General features: G+C 37.6%; 37 protein-coding genes and 1 tRNA gene. 16 read left to right on the top strand and 22 right to left on the bottom strand.

Features of this window, described 5'->3' with window-relative positions:
* Window positions 1-3: 3 nt before the first annotated feature.
* Genes queF through AC5YDH_RS04070 form a run of 3 tightly spaced genes read right to left on the bottom strand, consistent with a single transcriptional unit; the run spans window position 4 to window position 2,524 of the window.
* Entirely contained in the window at window positions 4-816 is an 813-nt protein-coding gene (gene queF, locus AC5YDH_RS04080) for an NADPH-dependent 7-cyano-7-deazaguanine reductase QueF (protein ID WP_496117018.1), read from the bottom strand.
* Window positions 816-1,589: an ABC transporter permease gene (locus AC5YDH_RS04075; protein WP_496117017.1), complete on the bottom strand. Its 774-nt coding sequence runs from the start codon at window positions 1,587-1,589 to the stop codon at window positions 816-818. The genes queF and AC5YDH_RS04075 overlap by 1 nt, the downstream gene beginning before the upstream one ends.
* The gene (locus tag AC5YDH_RS04070; protein ID WP_496117016.1) at window positions 1,589-2,524 is read right to left on the bottom strand and encodes an ABC transporter ATP-binding protein; all 936 of its coding nucleotides are present in this window, start codon (window positions 2,522-2,524) and stop codon (window positions 1,589-1,591) included. The genes AC5YDH_RS04075 and AC5YDH_RS04070 overlap by 1 nt, the downstream gene beginning before the upstream one ends.
* 178 nt (window positions 2,525-2,702) lie before the next feature.
* Here AC5YDH_RS04070 and AC5YDH_RS04065 point away from each other — a divergent pair.
* Window positions 2,703-2,778, top strand: a tRNA-Arg gene (locus AC5YDH_RS04065).
* A 167-nt stretch (window positions 2,779-2,945) separates the two neighbouring features.
* Window positions 2,946-4,226, top strand: coding sequence for a tyrosine-type recombinase/integrase (locus tag AC5YDH_RS04060; RefSeq protein WP_496117015.1), 1,281 nt, complete (start codon window positions 2,946-2,948; stop codon window positions 4,224-4,226).
* On the opposite strand, the gene AC5YDH_RS04055 is transcribed toward AC5YDH_RS04060, so the two are convergent.
* The 13 genes from AC5YDH_RS04055 to AC5YDH_RS03995 are packed head-to-tail and all read right to left on the bottom strand — an operon-like array spanning window position 4,221 to window position 8,945.
* Window positions 4,221-4,433, bottom strand: a complete 213-nt coding sequence (locus AC5YDH_RS04055; RefSeq protein ID WP_496117014.1) for an AlpA family phage regulatory protein — start codon at window positions 4,431-4,433, stop codon at window positions 4,221-4,223. The two genes, AC5YDH_RS04060 and AC5YDH_RS04055, sit on opposite strands and share 6 nt — an antisense overlap.
* Complete coding sequence (locus AC5YDH_RS04050) at window positions 4,433-4,804, bottom strand: hypothetical protein (RefSeq protein WP_496117013.1); 372 nt, start codon at window positions 4,802-4,804, stop codon at window positions 4,433-4,435. Before AC5YDH_RS04050 ends, AC5YDH_RS04055 begins: the two co-directional genes overlap by 1 nt.
* Window positions 4,801-5,082: a hypothetical protein gene (locus AC5YDH_RS04045; RefSeq protein ID WP_496117012.1), complete on the bottom strand. Its 282-nt coding sequence runs from the start codon at window positions 5,080-5,082 to the stop codon at window positions 4,801-4,803. Before AC5YDH_RS04045 ends, AC5YDH_RS04050 begins: the two co-directional genes overlap by 4 nt.
* Window positions 5,075-5,260 carry a hypothetical protein gene (locus tag AC5YDH_RS04040; protein WP_496117011.1) on the bottom strand — a complete coding sequence of 62 codons (186 nt, stop codon included), beginning with the start codon at window positions 5,258-5,260 and terminating at the stop codon, window positions 5,075-5,077. Before AC5YDH_RS04040 ends, AC5YDH_RS04045 begins: the two co-directional genes overlap by 8 nt.
* The gene (locus AC5YDH_RS04035) at window positions 5,257-5,520 is read right to left on the bottom strand and encodes a hypothetical protein (protein WP_496117010.1); all 264 of its coding nucleotides are present in this window, start codon (window positions 5,518-5,520) and stop codon (window positions 5,257-5,259) included. The genes AC5YDH_RS04040 and AC5YDH_RS04035 overlap by 4 nt, the downstream gene beginning before the upstream one ends.
* Complete coding sequence (locus tag AC5YDH_RS04030; RefSeq protein ID WP_496117009.1) at window positions 5,517-5,804, bottom strand: hypothetical protein; 288 nt, start codon at window positions 5,802-5,804, stop codon at window positions 5,517-5,519. The genes AC5YDH_RS04035 and AC5YDH_RS04030 overlap by 4 nt, the downstream gene beginning before the upstream one ends.
* Window positions 5,804-6,139 carry a hypothetical protein gene (locus AC5YDH_RS04025; RefSeq protein WP_496117008.1) on the bottom strand — a complete coding sequence of 112 codons (336 nt, stop codon included), beginning with the start codon at window positions 6,137-6,139 and terminating at the stop codon, window positions 5,804-5,806. The genes AC5YDH_RS04030 and AC5YDH_RS04025 overlap by 1 nt, the downstream gene beginning before the upstream one ends.
* Entirely contained in the window at window positions 6,140-6,433 is a 294-nt protein-coding gene (locus tag AC5YDH_RS04020) for a response regulator (RefSeq protein ID WP_496117007.1), read from the bottom strand.
* Complete coding sequence (locus AC5YDH_RS04015) at window positions 6,430-6,648, bottom strand: hypothetical protein (RefSeq protein WP_154771544.1); 219 nt, start codon at window positions 6,646-6,648, stop codon at window positions 6,430-6,432. The genes AC5YDH_RS04020 and AC5YDH_RS04015 overlap by 4 nt, the downstream gene beginning before the upstream one ends.
* Complete coding sequence (locus AC5YDH_RS04010) at window positions 6,645-7,325, bottom strand: 3'-5' exonuclease (RefSeq protein ID WP_496117006.1); 681 nt, start codon at window positions 7,323-7,325, stop codon at window positions 6,645-6,647. The genes AC5YDH_RS04015 and AC5YDH_RS04010 overlap by 4 nt, the downstream gene beginning before the upstream one ends.
* A complete protein-coding gene (locus AC5YDH_RS04005; protein ID WP_496117005.1) occupies window positions 7,322-8,440 on the bottom strand; it encodes an ATP-binding protein in 1,119 nt (372 codons plus the stop codon). Before AC5YDH_RS04005 ends, AC5YDH_RS04010 begins: the two co-directional genes overlap by 4 nt.
* An 11-nt stretch (window positions 8,441-8,451) precedes the next feature.
* Window positions 8,452-8,754 carry a hypothetical protein gene (locus AC5YDH_RS04000; RefSeq protein ID WP_496117004.1) on the bottom strand — a complete coding sequence of 101 codons (303 nt, stop codon included), beginning with the start codon at window positions 8,752-8,754 and terminating at the stop codon, window positions 8,452-8,454.
* Complete coding sequence (locus AC5YDH_RS03995) at window positions 8,751-8,945, bottom strand: hypothetical protein (RefSeq protein WP_496117003.1); 195 nt, start codon at window positions 8,943-8,945, stop codon at window positions 8,751-8,753. Before AC5YDH_RS03995 ends, AC5YDH_RS04000 begins: the two co-directional genes overlap by 4 nt.
* Before the next feature lie 202 nt (window positions 8,946-9,147).
* Between AC5YDH_RS03995 and AC5YDH_RS03990 the strand changes: the two genes are divergently transcribed.
* Window positions 9,148-9,384, top strand: coding sequence for a hypothetical protein (locus tag AC5YDH_RS03990; protein WP_496117185.1), 237 nt, complete (start codon window positions 9,148-9,150; stop codon window positions 9,382-9,384).
* Here the strand turns inward: AC5YDH_RS03990 and AC5YDH_RS03985 are convergent.
* From AC5YDH_RS03985 to AC5YDH_RS03960, 6 genes are all read right to left on the bottom strand, one after another.
* Window positions 9,335-9,532, bottom strand: a complete 198-nt coding sequence (locus AC5YDH_RS03985; RefSeq protein WP_496117179.1) for a KTSC domain-containing protein — start codon at window positions 9,530-9,532, stop codon at window positions 9,335-9,337. The two genes, AC5YDH_RS03990 and AC5YDH_RS03985, sit on opposite strands and share 50 nt — an antisense overlap.
* A gap of 186 nt (window positions 9,533-9,718) precedes the next feature.
* The gene (locus tag AC5YDH_RS03980; RefSeq protein ID WP_496117002.1) at window positions 9,719-10,204 is read right to left on the bottom strand and encodes a hypothetical protein; all 486 of its coding nucleotides are present in this window, start codon (window positions 10,202-10,204) and stop codon (window positions 9,719-9,721) included.
* Between the two features lie 95 nt (window positions 10,205-10,299).
* Window positions 10,300-10,650, bottom strand: a complete 351-nt coding sequence (locus tag AC5YDH_RS03975) for a hypothetical protein (RefSeq protein WP_496117001.1) — start codon at window positions 10,648-10,650, stop codon at window positions 10,300-10,302.
* Window positions 10,651-10,663: 13 nt separating this feature from the next.
* On the bottom strand, window positions 10,664-10,870 hold the full coding sequence (locus AC5YDH_RS03970; RefSeq protein WP_496117177.1) for an excalibur calcium-binding domain-containing protein: 207 nt from the start codon (window positions 10,868-10,870) through the stop codon (window positions 10,664-10,666).
* Between the two features lie 101 nt (window positions 10,871-10,971).
* Window positions 10,972-11,274 carry a hypothetical protein gene (locus AC5YDH_RS03965; protein ID WP_496117000.1) on the bottom strand — a complete coding sequence of 101 codons (303 nt, stop codon included), beginning with the start codon at window positions 11,272-11,274 and terminating at the stop codon, window positions 10,972-10,974.
* A gap of 27 nt (window positions 11,275-11,301) precedes the next feature.
* Window positions 11,302-12,036 (bottom strand): S24 family peptidase, encoded by a 735-nt coding sequence (locus tag AC5YDH_RS03960; RefSeq protein ID WP_496116999.1) that lies wholly within the window; start codon window positions 12,034-12,036, stop codon window positions 11,302-11,304.
* A gap of 100 nt (window positions 12,037-12,136) precedes the next feature.
* On the opposite strand from AC5YDH_RS03960, the gene AC5YDH_RS03955 reads away from it, so the two are divergent.
* From AC5YDH_RS03955 to AC5YDH_RS03895, 13 genes are all read left to right on the top strand, one after another.
* Window positions 12,137-12,325 (top strand): hypothetical protein, encoded by a 189-nt coding sequence (locus AC5YDH_RS03955; protein WP_496116998.1) that lies wholly within the window; start codon window positions 12,137-12,139, stop codon window positions 12,323-12,325.
* Window positions 12,326-12,335: 10 nt separating this feature from the next.
* Window positions 12,336-12,692, top strand: coding sequence for a helix-turn-helix domain-containing protein (locus AC5YDH_RS03950; protein WP_496116997.1), 357 nt, complete (start codon window positions 12,336-12,338; stop codon window positions 12,690-12,692).
* Between the two features lie 61 nt (window positions 12,693-12,753).
* Window positions 12,754-12,960, top strand: a complete 207-nt coding sequence (locus AC5YDH_RS03945; protein WP_163123665.1) for a hypothetical protein — start codon at window positions 12,754-12,756, stop codon at window positions 12,958-12,960.
* Complete coding sequence (locus AC5YDH_RS03940; protein ID WP_496116996.1) at window positions 12,957-13,787, top strand: DNA-binding protein; 831 nt, start codon at window positions 12,957-12,959, stop codon at window positions 13,785-13,787. The genes AC5YDH_RS03945 and AC5YDH_RS03940 overlap by 4 nt, the downstream gene beginning before the upstream one ends.
* Window positions 13,787-15,106, top strand: coding sequence for a replicative DNA helicase (locus AC5YDH_RS03935; protein WP_496116995.1), 1,320 nt, complete (start codon window positions 13,787-13,789; stop codon window positions 15,104-15,106). The genes AC5YDH_RS03940 and AC5YDH_RS03935 overlap by 1 nt, the downstream gene beginning before the upstream one ends.
* The gene (locus AC5YDH_RS03930) at window positions 15,103-15,471 is read left to right on the top strand and encodes a hypothetical protein (RefSeq protein WP_496116994.1); all 369 of its coding nucleotides are present in this window, start codon (window positions 15,103-15,105) and stop codon (window positions 15,469-15,471) included. The genes AC5YDH_RS03935 and AC5YDH_RS03930 overlap by 4 nt, the downstream gene beginning before the upstream one ends.
* Window positions 15,472-15,522: 51 nt before the next feature.
* Window positions 15,523-15,867 carry a hypothetical protein gene (locus tag AC5YDH_RS03925; RefSeq protein ID WP_496116993.1) on the top strand — a complete coding sequence of 115 codons (345 nt, stop codon included), beginning with the start codon at window positions 15,523-15,525 and terminating at the stop codon, window positions 15,865-15,867.
* The gene (locus AC5YDH_RS03920; RefSeq protein ID WP_496116992.1) at window positions 15,860-16,051 is read left to right on the top strand and encodes a hypothetical protein; all 192 of its coding nucleotides are present in this window, start codon (window positions 15,860-15,862) and stop codon (window positions 16,049-16,051) included. The genes AC5YDH_RS03925 and AC5YDH_RS03920 overlap by 8 nt, the downstream gene beginning before the upstream one ends.
* Window positions 16,044-16,442 (top strand): hypothetical protein, encoded by a 399-nt coding sequence (locus tag AC5YDH_RS03915; RefSeq protein WP_496117175.1) that lies wholly within the window; start codon window positions 16,044-16,046, stop codon window positions 16,440-16,442. Before AC5YDH_RS03920 ends, AC5YDH_RS03915 begins: the two co-directional genes overlap by 8 nt.
* Entirely contained in the window at window positions 16,435-16,737 is a 303-nt protein-coding gene (locus AC5YDH_RS03910; protein WP_496116991.1) for a hypothetical protein, read from the top strand. The genes AC5YDH_RS03915 and AC5YDH_RS03910 overlap by 8 nt, the downstream gene beginning before the upstream one ends.
* Entirely contained in the window at window positions 16,734-17,219 is a 486-nt protein-coding gene (locus tag AC5YDH_RS03905; RefSeq protein WP_496116990.1) for a RusA family crossover junction endodeoxyribonuclease, read from the top strand. Before AC5YDH_RS03910 ends, AC5YDH_RS03905 begins: the two co-directional genes overlap by 4 nt.
* Before the next feature lie 2 nt (window positions 17,220-17,221).
* Entirely contained in the window at window positions 17,222-17,782 is a 561-nt protein-coding gene (locus tag AC5YDH_RS03900; protein WP_496116989.1) for a hypothetical protein, read from the top strand.
* A 462-nt stretch (window positions 17,783-18,244) separates the two neighbouring features.
* Complete coding sequence (locus tag AC5YDH_RS03895; RefSeq protein WP_496116988.1) at window positions 18,245-18,451, top strand: hypothetical protein; 207 nt, start codon at window positions 18,245-18,247, stop codon at window positions 18,449-18,451.

The following is an 18,451-nucleotide window of genomic DNA, read 5'->3' as shown; positions in this document are numbered from 1 at the left end:
ATTTTACTGTCGCGCCAATCGAATTGGGCGAGGCATCCATGTTAAATCAGATACACGGCATGGATTGATGTCTAAACCACCACGACGAGTATATGTTGCATAAACCATTAGCTTTTCAGGGCTAAGGTTTTGCCAAATATCAGCAAACATTTGTTCCACACATTGTTCGTGGAAACCATTATGTTGGCGATAAGAAATAATATAAGCCAAGATACTTTTATAACATGGCTTTTTACCCTTGAAACGTATAAATACAGTACCCCAATCGGGTTGTCCAGTGACTGGGCAGTTACTTCTTAATAAATGTGAATACAAATGAACTTCTATATCTTCATTTGAATCATCAAGTTTGAGTAAAGAAGAGTCAGGGTGATTTTCTAAACGCTCAGGCATTAGATCATCAATACAAATGCCTTCAGGTTGTGCAATGTCTAAATCATTGGCATCAAATAGGTCAATTGTAACTTCGGCTTCAGCAGCAGCAGATAAATCTTTTTCGACAGTGGTAATAAATGCTTCTTTGGAATCGAATTTAGTAAAGTTCATACTATTAAAGTAGAGCTTTAAAGATTTCGATTCGATTAAGTTTGGCGAAGATGCAGGCAGTGTTAAACGACCAATAGCAACTTGTGGAATTCCATGTGCATTGAGCCATGAAATTTCAAATACATGCCACCAATCTTTACCCTGACGAATATGATTGATATGACTATAAGACTCACGTGCTTGTTCACGAGAGATTGGAAATAAAATATCGGGTTGATATTCTGTTGGGTAATTAGTGTCTTTACCTAATAAAGATTTTTCTACGCTCATTATTCACGCATTCCTGAACCACGAGAAAGTAAATAGTATGCAATGCCGTATAGCACTGCACAGAATAAAGTAATAACTGTTAAAGATAGTCCAACATTGACATCGCTATGACCCAAAATACCGTAGCGAAATGCATTGACCATATACACAATAGGGTTAATTAAAGATAAATTTTGCCAAAATGGACTAAGTGCCGAAATAGCATAAAATACGCCACCTAAGTAGGTAAGTGGTGTAAGAACAAAGGTTGGAATAATTGAAATATCATCAAATGATTTGGCATAAACAGCGTTAATGAAACCACCTAATGCAAATAAAAATGAAGTGATTAGTACTGTATATATAGTTACAAACCAATTGGTAATATAAAGGTCAGTAAAAAATAAACTCATTGCCGTTACAATAATACCAACGAGAACACCACGACACACACCACCTAATACATAGCCCCATAAAATGGCATGTAGAGGAACAGGGCTCATGATCAGCTCTTCAATACTTTTTTGAAACTTTGCACTAAAGAAGCTGGAAGATACGTTGGAATAACTATTGGTGATTACAGCCATCATAATTAAGCCGGGTACAATAAACTGCATATAGCTAAAGCCGCCCATTTGCCCAATTCGTGAACCCACTAAGTTTCCGAAAATAACAAAATAAAGGCTCATGGTAATAGCAGGTGGTAACAGCGTTTGTGGCCAAATACGCATAAAGCGTCGAATTTCTTTATGGACAAGCGTATAAAGCGCAACTCTAAGTTGAGTGAAATTCATTATTGCGCTGCTCCATCAAGATTTTTTTCGACCATTTTGACAAATAGTTCTTCAAGACGATTCGATTTATTACGCATACTACGAACCTGAATACATTGCGACTCTAGTAACTGGAATAGATCATTTAAGCTATGAGCTTTATCCATTGTGACTTCAAGTGTTAGTGGATCGATTAAATTAAAACGCACACCAATAATATCTAAAGTTGGGGCTTGAATAGGTTGTGTTAAATCAAAAATAAATGATTCTTCATTGAGTTGATTTAAGAAGTTCTTCATAGAGGTATCTTCTTTAATCATACCACGGTCAATAATGGCAATTTGACGGCACAACATTTCAGCTTCTTCTAAATAATGTGTGGTAAGAATAATAGATGTGCCTTTGTCATTCATTTCTGTGAGGAAATCCCACATTGAACGTCTTAATTCAATATCTACACCAGCAGTAGGTTCATCTAAAATAAGCAGTTTAGGATTATGCATCATGGCACGGGCAATCATAAGACGACGTTTCATACCGCCAGAGAGCATACGTGCTTGGACTGCACGTTTATCCCATAGGCCTAATTTTTCTAAATATTCTTCAGCTCGTTGTTCGGCTGTTTTTTTAGGAATGCCGTAGTAACCTGCTTGAGTAACTAAAATATCAAAGGTTTTTTCAAAATGACCAAAGTTGAATTCTTGAGGTACGATCCCTAAACATTGTTTGGCTTGAGATGGATGCGTATCTAAATTGTGACCAAAAATTTCTACTGTGCCTGATGTTTTCTTTGTTAAAGAACTAATAATGCTAATAGTCGTTGATTTACCCGCACCATTAGGCCCTAAAAGTGCATAAAATTCACCTTCAGGTACAGTTAGATTTACACCTTTTAATGCCTGAAACCCATTTTTATAGGTTTTAGATAGGTCTTTAAGCACTAATGCATCAGACATATATTTCTCACTTGGTCAGTATTAAGCATATTGTGAGTGATCTTGATTCAGAAACCAAGATGAAGAATGAAATACTGCGTTGTATTATGTGAACATTGTATAAACAGTAAGCAGTAAATTGGGGGCTATCTATATAGTTGCTTTATCTTTTGATTTTTTTTGTTATGATGTGCGTCGCGCGCTCATAGCTCAACTGGATAGAGTACAGGTCTCCGAAGCCTGTGGCGTGGGTTCGAGTCCCGCTGAGCGCACCATTTACTATATTAAAACTTGCAAAAAGCTGTATAAACTTGTTGTTCACCTTGGGTTTAGAATAAAAAACCTGTATAAAGTTGTTTAAAGTAATTCAAAGTTGTAACGCATTGATGCATTACAGGTTGCGTTACAGAATGAATTTGTACTCATAGGTGTAACGCAAAAAATGCCAAAACAAGTAATTTCGCTTACTGACAGCAAAATAAAAGCATTCCTCCGAGATATAAAATCTAACAATCCCAATGGCTTAAAAACAGACGTTCGATTGTCAGATGGTGCAGGATTGAATCTTCTAATTCGCAAAAATGGCTCAATTATGTGGCGTTTCGATTACACGCGACCAGTCACAAAAAAAAGAAACACAATGTCGATAGGTGCTTATCCGCAAATTTCATTAGCGAAAGCACGCGAATATCGTGATCAATTTCGTGCTTTATTAACTGAAGGCAAAGACCCACAATCTGAAAAGCAGGGCGTAGAGGAAAAAGAAAGACTAAAACAGCAGGCAACTTTCAAATCTGTATCAGAATTATTTAAAAGCAAACAGAGATTGGCTGCAGCAACAGTAATTAGGAATGACCGTATTTTTGAGAAACTTTATCGTGATCTTGGAAATATGCCTATTTCTGATATAACACCAAGAGATTTAGCAAAAGTTATTGAAAAAGATGAAAACAAAGGCTTTATTGAATCAGCAATGCGTATTCGATCAAAAGCATCGCAAGTATTTCGTTTTGCGGTAAAAATGGGATTATGTGATAGGGATATAGCTCAAGACTTGTCAGGCACAATCACACAAAGAGAAAAAAACCACTACCCAGCACTAACAGATCCATTTGATTTTGCGCGATTGCTTTTTGACATTGATAATTATGAATCGCAACTTGTGCACGTAAAATTTGCGTTACAACTCGCACCATTGGTTTTTGTTCGTATCGGTGAGCTTCGTAATGCTAAATGGTCAGATATTGATTTTGAAAATGCAACTTGGTCATACACGCCATCTAAAACATCTTCAAAAACTGGGCTTGATCATATAGTTCCATTATCTACACAAGCATTAGTAATCCTGAAAGAAGCTTATAATTTTACAAACAATTCTGATTTTGTATTTCCATCACGTTCCGACAAAAATAGGCCCATCTCTGATATGTCTATAAATATGGCACTTCGTCGCATGGGGTACAGTAAAGAAGATATGACAGGGCATGGCTTTCGAGCGATTGCGCGTACTTTATTAGATGAAATTTTAGAATTTCCGCTTGATATTATTGAGCAACAGCTTGCCCATCAAGTAAGAGATATGCATGGTAGGGCATACAACCGAACCAAACATCTGGATAAGCGTAAAGCGATGATGCAAAGGTGGTCTGATTATTGTGATGAGCTAAAAACTCAATATGCATCCTCCAAAAATATTACCTTTGAAGAAAAGAAGCCCTCATGATGCGAGGGCTGTTTTTTTATTAAAGTGACTATAAATTGTTGATTTCCACCAATGTTTATAACCGCTAGGGCTTGTCCAATCAGGTTCAGGGAATTGACCAAGCTCCATTGATTTTGAAATTGTTACACGTGTCATACCAACCATTTCAGAAACTTCACTTGTTTTTAAAAGACGGTCTTCTTCTCCGTGCAAGGCTTCTTTGCTCATCAACCTTCCTCCTTTAAACTTTCCACTTCCCCAACTAGGGTGATGGCCTTTCTAAGCTTACCAATATTCACCGTTTTGTCTTTAACACCTGAATTACCAAGAGTCCAAGAATAAAAATGATCATCGCTTGGAGCATTTTTAACAATTTCTTTCGATTGCTCTAAACCATGAACTTGCGTTAACTCCCAAGCGTCAACGTATTGCTTGAGTTCACTCATCTCAAATGAAGCGTATTTCGTACATAAAACAAAGTCTTGCAATTTGTTTGACCAATAATTAAAAGTCTTAGGCATATAGCAATTTTCATGTTTTATTGTTAATTCTTTGGCCCAATCCCAACCCTTATAAGCAATAAATTTCGCAACTTTCATGAAACTTCTCCCAAACTCTCAACCACACTTTCAGGCAAATCATGCTTTGCGATATAAGAAGAAAGCATGTGGTAAATCTGATCTGCCACACTATCTTCAATCAAAACATCACAGCCATGGGCACGGACGTTAATTTTTAAATCTTTTTTTAAGCCATCCACTAACTGAAAGAATGATGTACGCTGCTCAACATCCAACTTCAAAACAAACGGCTTATCTTTATGAAGCTCATCAATGATGAAATTCGCTACAGCAATGTTTTTTTGAATTTCAGTCATTAATCTTTTCCTTTATCACTTCTTCAGCAAGACAGAAGAAAGGTTTGTTTGTACCAACCTGATTACAGCAAATCATTTCACCCTTGAACTCACGAATCACACCAACGACAACAGTTTCGTCCTGAAAAGCAGGGGTGAATTTTGCTGTAATAGTGTCGCCAATTTTATATTCAGTCATTTGTTGGCTCCTTTTAAACTAGGCAGCTCATCTATGAATTCCATGACGCATTCAGAATTACCACCTGGATAACTAAAATTATCTTTAGTTAATTCGCCTTCACCATCTTTTTTTGAAGCTTCAAGCAAATCACGCTTTGTACCTTCAGTGAATTCAATAAACCACTCACTTTCACATTCAGAATTGCCACGAACCCATTCAATTTTAATAAATGGAATGCCTTTTTTATTTAGAGCGGATTTAATTTTTCTTGTGCTCATCCCACTTGCTCCTGTGCTTCGATCATGGCTTTGTACTGTTCTGCTATCAATTGCATCTCATGAATATCATCAGAAGATGATGCCTTTAAAACCATTTCATAAGTTGGCTCTCTCGGCACAACCACAACCCCCTCAGGCACAGCCACTTTTTGGGCTTGTTGCCAAGCACATCGAGCACCTTTTAAAAATTCACGCTCTGATATGGTTAAGTCTCTTTTCTTGCACACCGCATAAAGCTCTGCAATTTCAGGTATTGTTCCAAAAGCCTGTCTTTGAATATCCATCACGCCACCTCATATTGTTTAAGCCATTCACGACGTTCTTTTGATGCTTTGTCTACGCCTAACCACTCGGCAAATGTGCAACAAGTGTCAGCATCTAGATATTCTTGATACCGCTTTTGTCCTTGTGTTAATTTTCGAATCTTACCCATTCCAAGGTATTCAACCCTCCATGTTGGGTGGCAATACGAATAATCGCTTGCTTTTGTGTTATCAAAATTAACTTTAAGATGAGCACCATTAGCACCAATAATTACACCAGCTTCGCTATCAACAATAACTCGACGACCAAGGCAGGCATTCACACCGTATGACTTGTTTATGTATTCAAAGCTCATTTAAGCCACCTTCGCCAATTTCATTAATTTGTTTTGTGTTTCATCTGTGATTTCAGGACTACGCAGGTGCATTTCATATTCAGCACCTAATTCATGAGCCGCACTATTACCACCCAAAGCATCCGTCACCAATACATAGTGATGTTGCTTCTTAATCTTCTTTTGAAGTGCTTTATCTTCAAGACGAGCTGTGAAGCCTTGACCTGCCAAACTTGTGATTTTGTAGCCAAGATATCCAAGCCAAATTTTTAAACCTAAGGCGTTCTTACTTTTAATAATTCGTTTTTGTGTCATGCTGCAAGCTCCTGCCACGGTTCAAAAGCATACAAACGAGCATTCACAGAACGATCAATTTTCACGTTTAAAACTGCATCAACCATTAGGTTGTTACGTTTAATTGCCTGTTCAGCTTGAAAGCCGTTTGGAGCCTCAACACGGCCACGGATAAAACCACGACCGCCTTGAACTTTTGCCTTATATGTCCAGATGTATAATTTAGGAGTGTTCATAGTGCCTCCAATGCTTTGCGCAAATATTTGTCTACGTTGTCTTGTTTAAGTAGCCAAGTCACATAGCTTTTATCTAAGTCCTTTAATGCGGTACCTTTATGCTTACCAAATCCGATAACTTTTGGGATTCGAGCAGATTCAGACATTAAATAAAGAGAGTTCATATCTTTAATGCCTAGATCAGAAACAAGAGCTTGTAAAATCACACCAGTAAAATAGATGTCGGCTTTTGCATTGTGTGCATGGCGAAGATGTTTACGTGCAGTCTCTTGATCTTCCATAACGTGGTAATACAAAGCACCAAGCGTATGAGAGTCTAAATTTTTCCAAACCATACGAGCCAAGGCTAATGTGCATATACCTTTTACATTGAGTGAAGAATCACAAAGCTTTACTGCTTGAATGTCATAATCGATATTATGGCCAATCATAAATTCCACACCCGACGGTAAGCGGAAAGATTCATAACTTGGCTTTTCAGCAATATCACTTGCCAAAATGTGATGAACAGCCATGGCACCTAAAGAGATTGGTTCAGGACAAGAGAAGTATTCATCAAATACCAAGTCTTGATTTACCACCAATACACCTTGCTCAAAAGAGCAGGGTGCATAAGCGATTTCGATTGGATAACCATTTATGGAATGAGTTTCTGTATCTAAAATTACTGTGTTCATGCAACAGCTTTCCCTTGTCCTTGTTTGATTACATCAGCTTTAACGGCTTCAAAATGTTGAGCTTCGATACTTATTAGGCTGTCAACTCCATTGTTTTCACAGAACGTCATCACATCGATACCATGTTGAGCTAATAGATCTTGTAGTTCGTCGCGTTGCTGTTCTGAAATCGTTGATGAAACAATTTCAATTTCAATCCACTTGGTACTTTGTTTGTTGTATGTGAAATTGAGTTGATATGCATAGTGCTTCATGCAATCCCACATGTTTTTAAAGTTTGGATGTTCTTGTTTAAGCTCAGATATAAGAGCATTAAAATCGCTAGGAAATTTAGCTTCCATGCATGACTTTTCCCATTGTTCCCACTCTAGTTTTAATTTCTGAACCTCCTGTTGTTCAGGTGTCATTGTGTTTAATGTTTCCTTAACACTATCTATCAAATTGCCTAGAAAGTTACTGTTTTGACTTAAGCGCAAATCAGGTACTGGAACATCACCAAGAGCACCAGCATCTTTAGAGTGATAACCTTCTTGAGAGCTAAACTTTAAAACACGTTGCTGTTTACCTTGGTTATTTGTTTCCAAACATAGGTAAGCCATTGCATCGCATAGTCGATAGATTTCTTGACGATTTTTACCACCAAGGTCTGGACGAATAAGCGTTAGATTGTCATTTTTATCTTCGGTGGCATGAGCAATGAAAACTACATCACGACCACTTGTAATGATTTTATTAACAAAGGTACTAAACATTGTGTTAGCAACGCCTTGCACATTGAGTTTGAGAGAACCATCACCTTTTGTATTCTTTCTATCATTAGCAAGGTGAGCTTTAATTAAATCAAGCACACGCCCAATAGTGTCAAAAACAACAGTTTGGTAGCCTTCCAAATCTTCTGTAGTTATATTTGCAATATCATTCCAGCGTTCAGCAACAACAACATCTGCACGACGATTAGCACCAGTTCGATATGCACCCTTGTCAGCATCAATAATGAGTGCTTTATTTCCAGTCATACCAAGCGTGGTTTTATACATGCCTGGATCACCATAAAAATAAAGCTTAATTGCATTTACAGTTATGATTTGAGCAGGAGTAATAATATTTAAAGCCATGATGATTCCCCTTAGTGAGCGCCAACCCAACCCATACGACGTTTATAAGCTTTACGTTCGCGAGAAGGGATATGAGATCGTTGAAGATCGATTGCTAATTGTTTGCGACGCTGAAATGCTTTTTCAGCTTCAAAGTTTCTTTGAATCCAAGATTTAGCAACCAATGTTTCAAGAGGAATACGGATTAATTCACCGTTTACTTCCGTGTAAAACTTAAAGCCTTTTTGAACATAAACTGTGTGACCAAGGCGCATACGCATATCACCATTTGGTTCACGGCTGAGGAATTCAGCGAATTTGGTAGATGCATTCATTTCACACCTCGCTCAACCGCCACTGGCGGACGTGGTTCATCAGTCATACCCTTGAAGAACACAAGTGATAAAAAGAAGAAGATTGCTGTGATAGCTAAGAAACCGAATGCATCTTTAATCACAACTAGAAATTCGTTATGGTTCTCTTGTAGAGATTTGATCTCTTGACCATTAGGGGTGTTCTGTTTCATACTTACCTCGCAAAATTTGCAAAGCACACATGATTTCCAAGGTCGGTGTGCTTTTTTGTTGTTTACGAGGTTTAGTTTACCAAAGGAAACCTTATTGTCAATAATAAAGTCGCCAAAAGGAAACTTATTTTTAATTATGGAAACTTTTATGCTTTAATAGACAAAAGAAAACCCACACTGGGTGGGTTGGATGGAGTTTGTTATGGATGTAACCAAACTAGAATTGGAAGATATTCGAGAAATGCTGATAGATATTCAATTAGCATTAAGCTCAAGTCACAATACCATCACCACAGATGATGTGAACGCTCAGCCAGATGAAATGCATTGGCGAATTAATCACAAGGAATACCTAGAGAAGACTAATAAAATTGCAAATATCCTAGGTATTAACCTCTGTAGTTCCCCTCGATGTGTTGGTGGTAGTAAAAACCCTTAGATGGAGATGCCATTAATTCGTTGTATACCTGAAAAGGAACATTGTAAAAAGTATACACAATAGGATTGTTATGAAACTTTACCCCAAGTTGTCGTGTATTCACATCATATCCAATAGCACTTATTGCACTTGAGTGAACAGATATCATATCCATTTTCTTCTCCACCCGATCTCTTGTAAGGACTGTGTCGGGTTCACAGTTAAGGTATTTTTATGAATCAATTAAAATGTTTAAGTTTTCATTTAAATGGTAAGCATCCCGGCATTTATACTGAGATGGAAATAGATTCAGATATATTTCTTCTTGATGGTGGAAATATGTATTTAAAATTTATTAGAAAGAATTCAACCACGTTCCAATTAGAGTCATTGCACCCGGTAGATTATCAACACACTCATCCAGTAGTTTCATGGTCAGGTGTTTTATGGACTCGGCAGGAAGCTCTTCGAGTGCAAGAGTCATTGACTGCTTTTGCTCTTGGCTTAAATCCGATTGGTTGATTTTAGTATTAAGAATAGCTTTTAATGTTTCGGTTTCAAATCTAACTGTGACGACATTTAGTATCGCAGATAAACCACCATCATCAGCTAAAAAATCCTGCCCTTTATACGTTATATCAATAGACTGGAACTGATAACTACCACCACTAACGATTACAGAGCTTGGCTTAATTAAGCCAAGCTCTTCTAGGTATATGAGAGTCGAAGCTAATGATTTTTTATCTAGCAGACTCAAGCCATTCTGTTTATTTGGTGCGATTGACTCAGGATGAGCGTTATTCGCAAGAGTTAATATTTTATTTTGAAGATTTCTATCCAAAATTCTCTCCTTTGTTTGGGTTTGGTTAGCGTCTAGCGTTTTTTAAAAGAGGTAGTATTACAATGCACAAAATAACTAATAAAAAACGATTCTTATTAGGCATCATCTTCACGTGGGTCAACATGCTTATCTTTAGTAAATATGGCAAGGATTTCTTCGGGAGTAATGTTTTCTATATCTATTTCGATACCATTTATCATTGGTTTCTTTATTCTATTTTCTTTGTATTTGTCATATATCCAGCTGCTCAACAAATTAAGCACAACACTAGGCACGGTCGTAGAAATAAATAAAATAGTCACATCGTATAGATAGGAATCACAAGTCAATCCCTTTCTATCTGGGATATTGGGTTTTATGTTTAAGATGTTTTTAAAATGAGAACAACTTCTAAAATCAATAACATCATCGATAGATATATCTGTTAATATAATTTTTTCTGACATTTAATTTTCCTAATTATTTTTTAGATTTAGGACAATGCTTTCCATTACCACCTGGAAGGCAATCACATGCCTTTCCATCCCCATCACGATCTAAACTTTTCCAACCAGATTGACCTGACTTTTTGCGTTGCTCATAGTATTTTTGTGCTTCTTGTTGGGTCGTAAAGCTTTTGCAAGTTACTCTTTTGGCGTGAGCGGAAGTGATAAGCGTGATTGTAATAAGTGCTAGAAATATTTGTTTCAAAGTATTCACCTTGATTGAATTTATAGTAAGTACGTCTTAAGTGAATAAAACCCCACAAAGTGGGGGTGTTTACCCAATCAATCCCCAGAATACTTCTCCAAAAACTCATCAATCCATCCTTGAGCCGTTTCAAGGTTGGTGATGTCTGCTAGCTTTAAACTAGTGCCTTCTGCTTCGTTAAATCCCTCTATAATTGCTTCAAAGATATTCAACTCATTGATGGTCTCTTGCGCCATTTCCTTAGCGTCATACCCTTGTTTAGCCTTCTTAAGTTGGGCTATCTGCTTATCAATCCCTGCACTGATTTTTTCTAAAGCTAATTTAAATTCTTGGCGATTAATTGTGAGTGCAGTTTTGGATTTGTTGAGTGTTGCTATCATTATTTTCTCTTTTCTTTTGGGCTTTAATTACCCAGCTCGCCAAAATTGACGGCCCATAATTTTAAAATTTAAGCCATTTTGTTCTGAAACTTCACGATCTCTATATTTAGGATTAAGACTATGAAGTGTTAGTTTTCCACCTTCTTCTTTAAATATTTGTTTAATCATGCCTTCACCTTCAAAATAGAAGGCATAAATTTCACCATCTATAATTTCAGTCTGAGACATATCAATCCCAACTAAATCTCCATCGTGAATAAAATCATCCATGCTGTCGCCTTTGGCTTTTATAATTTTTACATTTTTTGCATCAATTCCTTTTTTATAGAAAAAGTTGGGGAGGAATGGCTGTTTTCCATTAATAACATCAAAGTGAAACTCAATTGATTCACCTGTTCCACATGAAAAATTAGCCTCGACAACATCTATCCAAATAAATTGACCATCATCTTCATAATCAACAATAAATGGGGATTGAATATCCTGAGTATCAAATGAGGATTCATTTTTTGTATTTAACTTATGTTTATGCATGAACTCTTGCATGTTGAAATTATTTGCTTGCTCACCAGTTAGCAACCACGTTTGTGATGCTTTTAAAATAGATGACAAAGCAGGCAGGAATTCTGCTTTAGGTACATTGGTTCCTGCAACCCATTTAGAAACAGCACCCTTAGTTGCTCCAGTTGCTTCAACAATATCAACCTGACGAACTTTAAGATCTTTCATTCTTTGAATAATTCTGTCGCTAATAGTGGCCATAAAAATCCCCTTCTAATGTTTCCTATAGTAAACAGCTCTATTGATTTGTGGATAAACTTATGGTTTACTAATGGAAACTATTAGTTTACAAAGGTAGACCATGACTGTTGATGAATTAAAACAGCATTACGGGACCAAGACAGATACCGAGCTTGCTCGCAAAATTGGATATACCAAGGGTGCTGTTAGTAAGTGGCGAAAAAAGGGGATTTGTGTTGAAACCCAAGCTCTATTGCAACTTAAAACAAACGGAATGGTTAAAGCTAATCTTCAAGCTTTAACCGCCTAGGAGAGTAACCATGAGCAAAGTATCTATTGAATTGTCTGCAAGCGCTAGAAATGACGTTTCAAGAATATTGCAAGCCCTTGCAACAGGAAACAACAGTGAGATTGCAACACAAATTGGTGTTGATCCAAGCACTGTATCCCGAATGAAAAACGATAAGAAAACCAATGGTTTGACGGAAATTGAAACTCTTTGCGAGCTATTGAGTTGCCTTGGTTTGAAGATTGTCCCTAAAGAATATCAAAGCATTGATAAGTCGCGAGTAGAGGCTCTGCTTGTGATGTCAAAAAGCTGGATGAGTCGAATTGAGTCTGTGGATGATTTATTCCATGACGAAATCAGTGGTCAGAAAGAAAAATTAGGATATTAAAAAACCACTTTCAGCGCGAACTAGAAGTGGTCGTTCGTTCAAAATACGGTAGGAATTGAACATGAATACTCTAACACAAATAAAACCAAGTGAACAACTTGGAGGAAGCTTGAAAAAGCCTACATATCAAGAGCGATTACTTGCTCAAAAAATCCAACTTTTGGAAATAGCTCTTAGAGCGAGCATTAAAGCTCCTAATTTGGAAAACATGTCGAATACTGCGAAAGCAAAGCACGACTTACTTGTTTTCATGCGAGGTGATGCATGAATCAATCAATTTCAATGATCAGATTAATTGAAGCTATGAACGATCAACCAATCGCTTTTAATAAACATTATGTATTTATTGGTTGTGGAATCAATGGTGCACTAATGCTTTCTCAGTTGGTGTACTGGACTGCTCGCACTAAAGATGCAGATGGGTGGATTTATAAGACCCAAACTGAGTGGACTCAGGAAACAGGGCTAACAAGAACCGAGCAAGAAAATGCTCGTAAAAAACTACTAGAGCTTAATTTCATTAAAGAGAAAAAGCAGGGTGTTCCGTGTCGAGTTTTCTTTTGCGTTGAACGTGAAAACCTATATAAAGCATTGATTGAATACTCTGAAAGCCTTGATTCTTCACAGTTTGCAGGAAACTTACAAACTAGAATGCAGGAAACCTACAAACTAGAATGTGCTAAACCTGCAAACAAGAATGCACAAAACCTGCAATCTAATACAGAGAATACTACAGAGAATACTACAGATATTAATTTAGGTGCTGACGCTCCTAAAGCACACAAATTCTCTCCTAAGAAATTCTTAATTGAAAATGATGTATCTGAACAAACAGCTCAAGAGTTTATTGATCTTAAAAACAAGAAACGTAAAACCATTACTGAGCGTTCTTTGAAGATCATCTTCAACCAAGCGACTGAAGCACAACTTTCAAATGAGCGTGTATTTCAAATAATCGTGTTCAAAGGCTGGGAATCTTTTAAGGCTACTTGGAATTGGTCAGAAGCAAACAGCCAGATTGAGCAATTAGAAAATCCACAAGCAAAACAACCAACCATCCCTCAAAACTTCACTGCGGTCATGGGGGATTGGTAATGAGCAATATTCACAATATCTCAATCGAGCAATGTGTATTAGCAGCACTGATGACAGTTCAAAATTCTTATGAAACTGTAATGGGTGACTTAACAACAGATTGTTTTCATGCAAACAAGCATCAGGATATTTACAAAGCAATTGTAAGCCTTGCTGATAAAAACAAGCCTTATGATGTTTTGATGGTTGAACAACAACTCAATCAAGAAAATACATTATTCGATGCAACTGAATACCTTATGCAGATGATGGCAGAAGCTCCATCAAGTTTTTACAACCTTGAAAGCTATGTTGCTGAGTTGGTGAAGTTTAAAAACCATCGTGAAGTCGAAGTGATGGGTCGCAGTATTCAGGAAGTCGCTAAAGACTTATCGGTTACTGATATTCATAACGCTGCGGAAAACATTCTAAGCCAAGGATCAACAAGCGATAAGGCTGAAAAAACAAGTTTTACATTTGAAGAAGCAGTGAAGCGCTCAGGTGAACAACTGATTCAAAAAGCACAAGCGAAAGCAACTAAGCAATTTGTAGGTGTGAAGTTCAACCTTCCTCATTTGGATAACTTGGTCGGAACGATCCAGAAAGGTCACTTTTGTGTGATAGGTGGTCGTCCTGGTTCAGGTAAATCTACTTTGGCTCAAATGGTAGCGATTCAAACAGCTATGCAGTTCCAAGAGGCTGTATTGGTTGTATCTGCTGAAATGGATGTTGAGACATTCACTAACCGTTGTATCTCTGCTGTATCACAGATTCCTTTCTCGCATATTCATAATGCTGAACTTGAAAACGAAACACATTTGTTCGTGGATGCTCAAGAGCGATTAGGGAAATTAAAGATTCATGTTGAGGATAAGCAAAAGCCAACGATCTCTGAAATTCACTCGTATGCACGTAAAGCAAAGCGCAATTATAAAAAATTAGGTTGCATCATCGTTGATTACTTACAGCTTGTACGTGATCCAAGCAAGAAAGACCGCTATCAGGAAGTGAGTTCAATTAGCCGTGATTTGAAAGCTATGGCGAAAGAGTTTGATTGTCCTGTGATTGCACTTGCACAGCTTAATCGTGAATCGGAAAAGGGTAAGCGTCCAAAACCAAGCGATCTAAAAGAATCAGGTCAGATTGAGCAGGATGCAGACCAAATTTTATTAGTACATCCAGTAGTAAATCCTAATGACGATGAGCCTACAGGCATTACTGAAATCATTGTTGGGAAAAACCGTCACGGCAAAAAGGGAATTGCGCGAGTTGCAGACCGTTTAGATATTTGTCGTTTTGTGGGTATTCAAGAAGATTCAAGAGTTGGGGGTACATCATGAGCATTACAACCAAACAAATAGAATCGCAAGCTTTGAGCGCTGAAGTTGAAAAGTTCTTAAAAGCTGGTGGTGTGATTCAAACATTACCGCGTGGTTATTCGGGTGAGTCGCATAACTTGGTTATTGGTAAAAAAATGCGATCAATCATGTCTGCATCGGTTGCAAGTGCCCACGCTAGAAATAACAAACCAAACGTAATCGCACGAAATGAGGCGAGAGAAAAAGGCTTAAAACACTATCACGGTGAACCATGTCGAGCTTGTGGCTCAACACTTAAATATACAAGTACTGCAAGTTGTTTTTCATGCAATAAGGCGTCAGCACTACGCAGATCTGAGCGTATGAGAAAGGAGCGTGCATCATGACAAATCACGACTTGGAAGAAGAATTGTTGTTGGAGCAGGGATGGGAAGCGAATGAAGATTGATTTAATTGAACAGTTGGGTGGGTATGAAAAATCTAAGCATGAGCTTGAATTAAAAGAACAAAATTCTGTTCTTCAATGTTGTATTGCGGTTACTGCTGAAATGATACGTAAAGCCCTACTTCAATACCGCAGAGAGCATAATATTTTTGAGGTTGGGGATAAGGTCATAAAAACACATCCGAAAAACACAATTATATGGACTGTACTTGGTGTTTATAAAAACGGTGGTGTGTGGTTGGATTTTAAAGGTTTTTGCTGGAAGCCCCCTAGAATCAGACACGCCACACCACAAGAAATTCAAGCAGGTAAAAGATTGGAGGTGTGCGGTGGCTAAACGTCAGTTTGCAAGAATGCATAAGGTTCGCAGAATTAATAGAACTTGGTGTGTTGGTTATTACTGTGGTGGTTATTGGCATCTCATTGATCAAGTGAAAACAAGATCAGAAGCGAATGAATTAGCTGATTGTTTTGATGATGGACTTTGGTATGGGGTTGATGGGGAGGTGTGCGGTGGGTGAGTTTGAACAATGGTTTATCCATCAAGACTTCTACACAAATATGCGTTTCATTCATGGTGATAACTTGTTTAGCAAAGATGGTGATGTTTATCGAGTATTGCCAGTGCAGATGGCTTATGTGGCTTTTAGTGAAAAGCATGCTGAATATGCTGAAGCAAAACAAGTTGGTATTGCTTTGAATACAGAAACCATAAATCAGCGCAGATATATCGGTTATCAACAAGCCAAAATCGAGGAGCTGGAGAAGCGGATCGCTAAAACACTGGACATGCTAGAAGGTGATCTTAGTTATGTGGAAGAAGATCGTAGACGCAACTTTGATTTCCTGCAAATGGCTATGATCCGTTGTTTGAAAGATGACATAAAAGCCTTGCGAGGTGAGCGTGAGTAAACAAAAAATCAAACTAACCATGGCTCAACACAAGAACCTTTTTAAAAGAGTTAAGTTTTTAACTTACTACGAAGTTATAGATGATCCACAGAATAGCGATATTTATATTTACAGACGCATACGATTTCCAGTTCGTGTTTTAGCCCTCTTGTTATCTCCATTGGTAATTTTTATTGGTGGTGTGCCTGCAATGATTAGAGTGGCAAAGGAGTGCTTAGAAAATGCAGAGCTTGATGTATATGTGCTCAATCGGTATCGGTTTTATAAGTTTTTGCGAGGTGATTCATGCGGATGACCGTTGCAGAGGTCAGAAAGCTTCAAGGTGTAGGTAAGCCTGCACCGAAGAAGAAACGCAATCCTGATCCTGCACCAAAGATACCTGCGCATTTAATCAAAGGCTTTGCGAGTGACGGATTGTTCGAAAATGACCTTTTGAAATGTGAAATCGAAATTGTTCCACCGTCAGTGAATAACTACTGGTTGGATTCAGGGAAAGGGCGGAAAAGATTAAGCCTGCGTGCAAAGCATTTTACGGCTGTTATGAAGCGTTTTATTAATCCATTGGGGTTTGGTGGTCAAGTAAGTGTAAACGTCCAATTTGCGCCGTGTGATGCGAAAGTAAGGGACTTAGACAACATGCTTAAGCCAATACTCGATTCTTTATCAAAATGCGGTCTGATTTTGGATGATAGACAAGTAAAAGATTTGGCGATTCGAGAGTTGCCAAAAGGGAAAGAACCAAAATTAATTATTTATGTGGCGAAATTAGGGGTGTAGGGATGAATGTCGGAAGTGTTGCTTTGGAAAAGTTTTCAAATTTTGAATGGTTGATGTTTGGTATTACAGCTAAGGCGGCAAATTATGAGCCTTCTGTTCACGGTACAGGAGAGAAACCTTTGGACTATCAAGATCGTTTAGGTGCAATTGCATCAATGGAAAGTCAATTAGCTAAGTCTGTAACTTCAGTTGTTGTATTTGATGGTAAATGTGAGAGTGATTACGAGATTGTGCGTAAGCATCTTGCAGATATTATGATTAAAAATGCTGCTCTAGATAAAAAGCGTCAGCCTGAACAAATCAAAATAGAACATCTTGCTTACTTGATTGCCCGAATGGTTATTGATTTTGCCCTGAATCCCGATTTAGAAGACAACTACACCGCAAAAGGTCGATTGCATTATGCAGGTATTAATTCTATGCAGATGACTGCTGAGAATTACAGAAAAACTTGGAAACCTTATGAAAACCTAATGACGCTGGCGATTGAATCAGCAATTGATGAAGCATCCAAGGCGATTGAAAAGTATAAAAAAAATACTTACAAAGAAATGCGCGCATAAGTATTCCATAATAACGGAAACTAAGGTATAGTTTTTCTATACTGGTCGTATTACGGTTTGACCAAAGTTAAAAAGCTCATCGAAAGGTGGGCTTTAAAAATTTAAGTTTATATGCCTGCTCAGCCATGACCGCAGGTATTTTTTTGCTTATCGAAAGATGAATTTTATTGATATCTTTTGCTAATTAAAAGTGATTGATAGTTTGTTATATTGGTTTGCAATAAGAATAAGGTATTGCTTGTATGTGTATTTTGGGAGAGATACATATATTTATCACCAGCCCCGACTAATCTCGGGGTTTTTTATTGCCTGAAATTTAGATTAGATTGAATTTTATTGTTTGAAAAACCCTTGCCACCAAGCATTAGTTTGGTAGCCCTAGCCGAACGGATTACGGCACATGAAGCCCCATCGAATACTTAGTTATTGGTGGGGCTTTTTCTTTTTTGATTGGTGGTAAGTATGCGAATGAGTTTACGAAGTGTTATTGCTGCATTAGCAGGTGCTTTTGGGTTTGGCGGTTCAAGCATGGAAGTTGGTGCAAATAGTGTTGATGAATTTTCAAAAACTGTGCGCAGAACCTTTCGAAAAATACATAAATCAAAGCCAAATCGAGTAAGCCAAAAGAAACGTCGCTTATATGCTCGACAAGGGCGAAAACTTAAATAG

It is taken from the genome of Acinetobacter sp. FY683 (genome assembly GCF_059515885.1).
The sequence above is the reverse complement of the archived record's forward strand: the minus strand, read 5'-3'. Positions and strand labels throughout refer to the sequence as shown.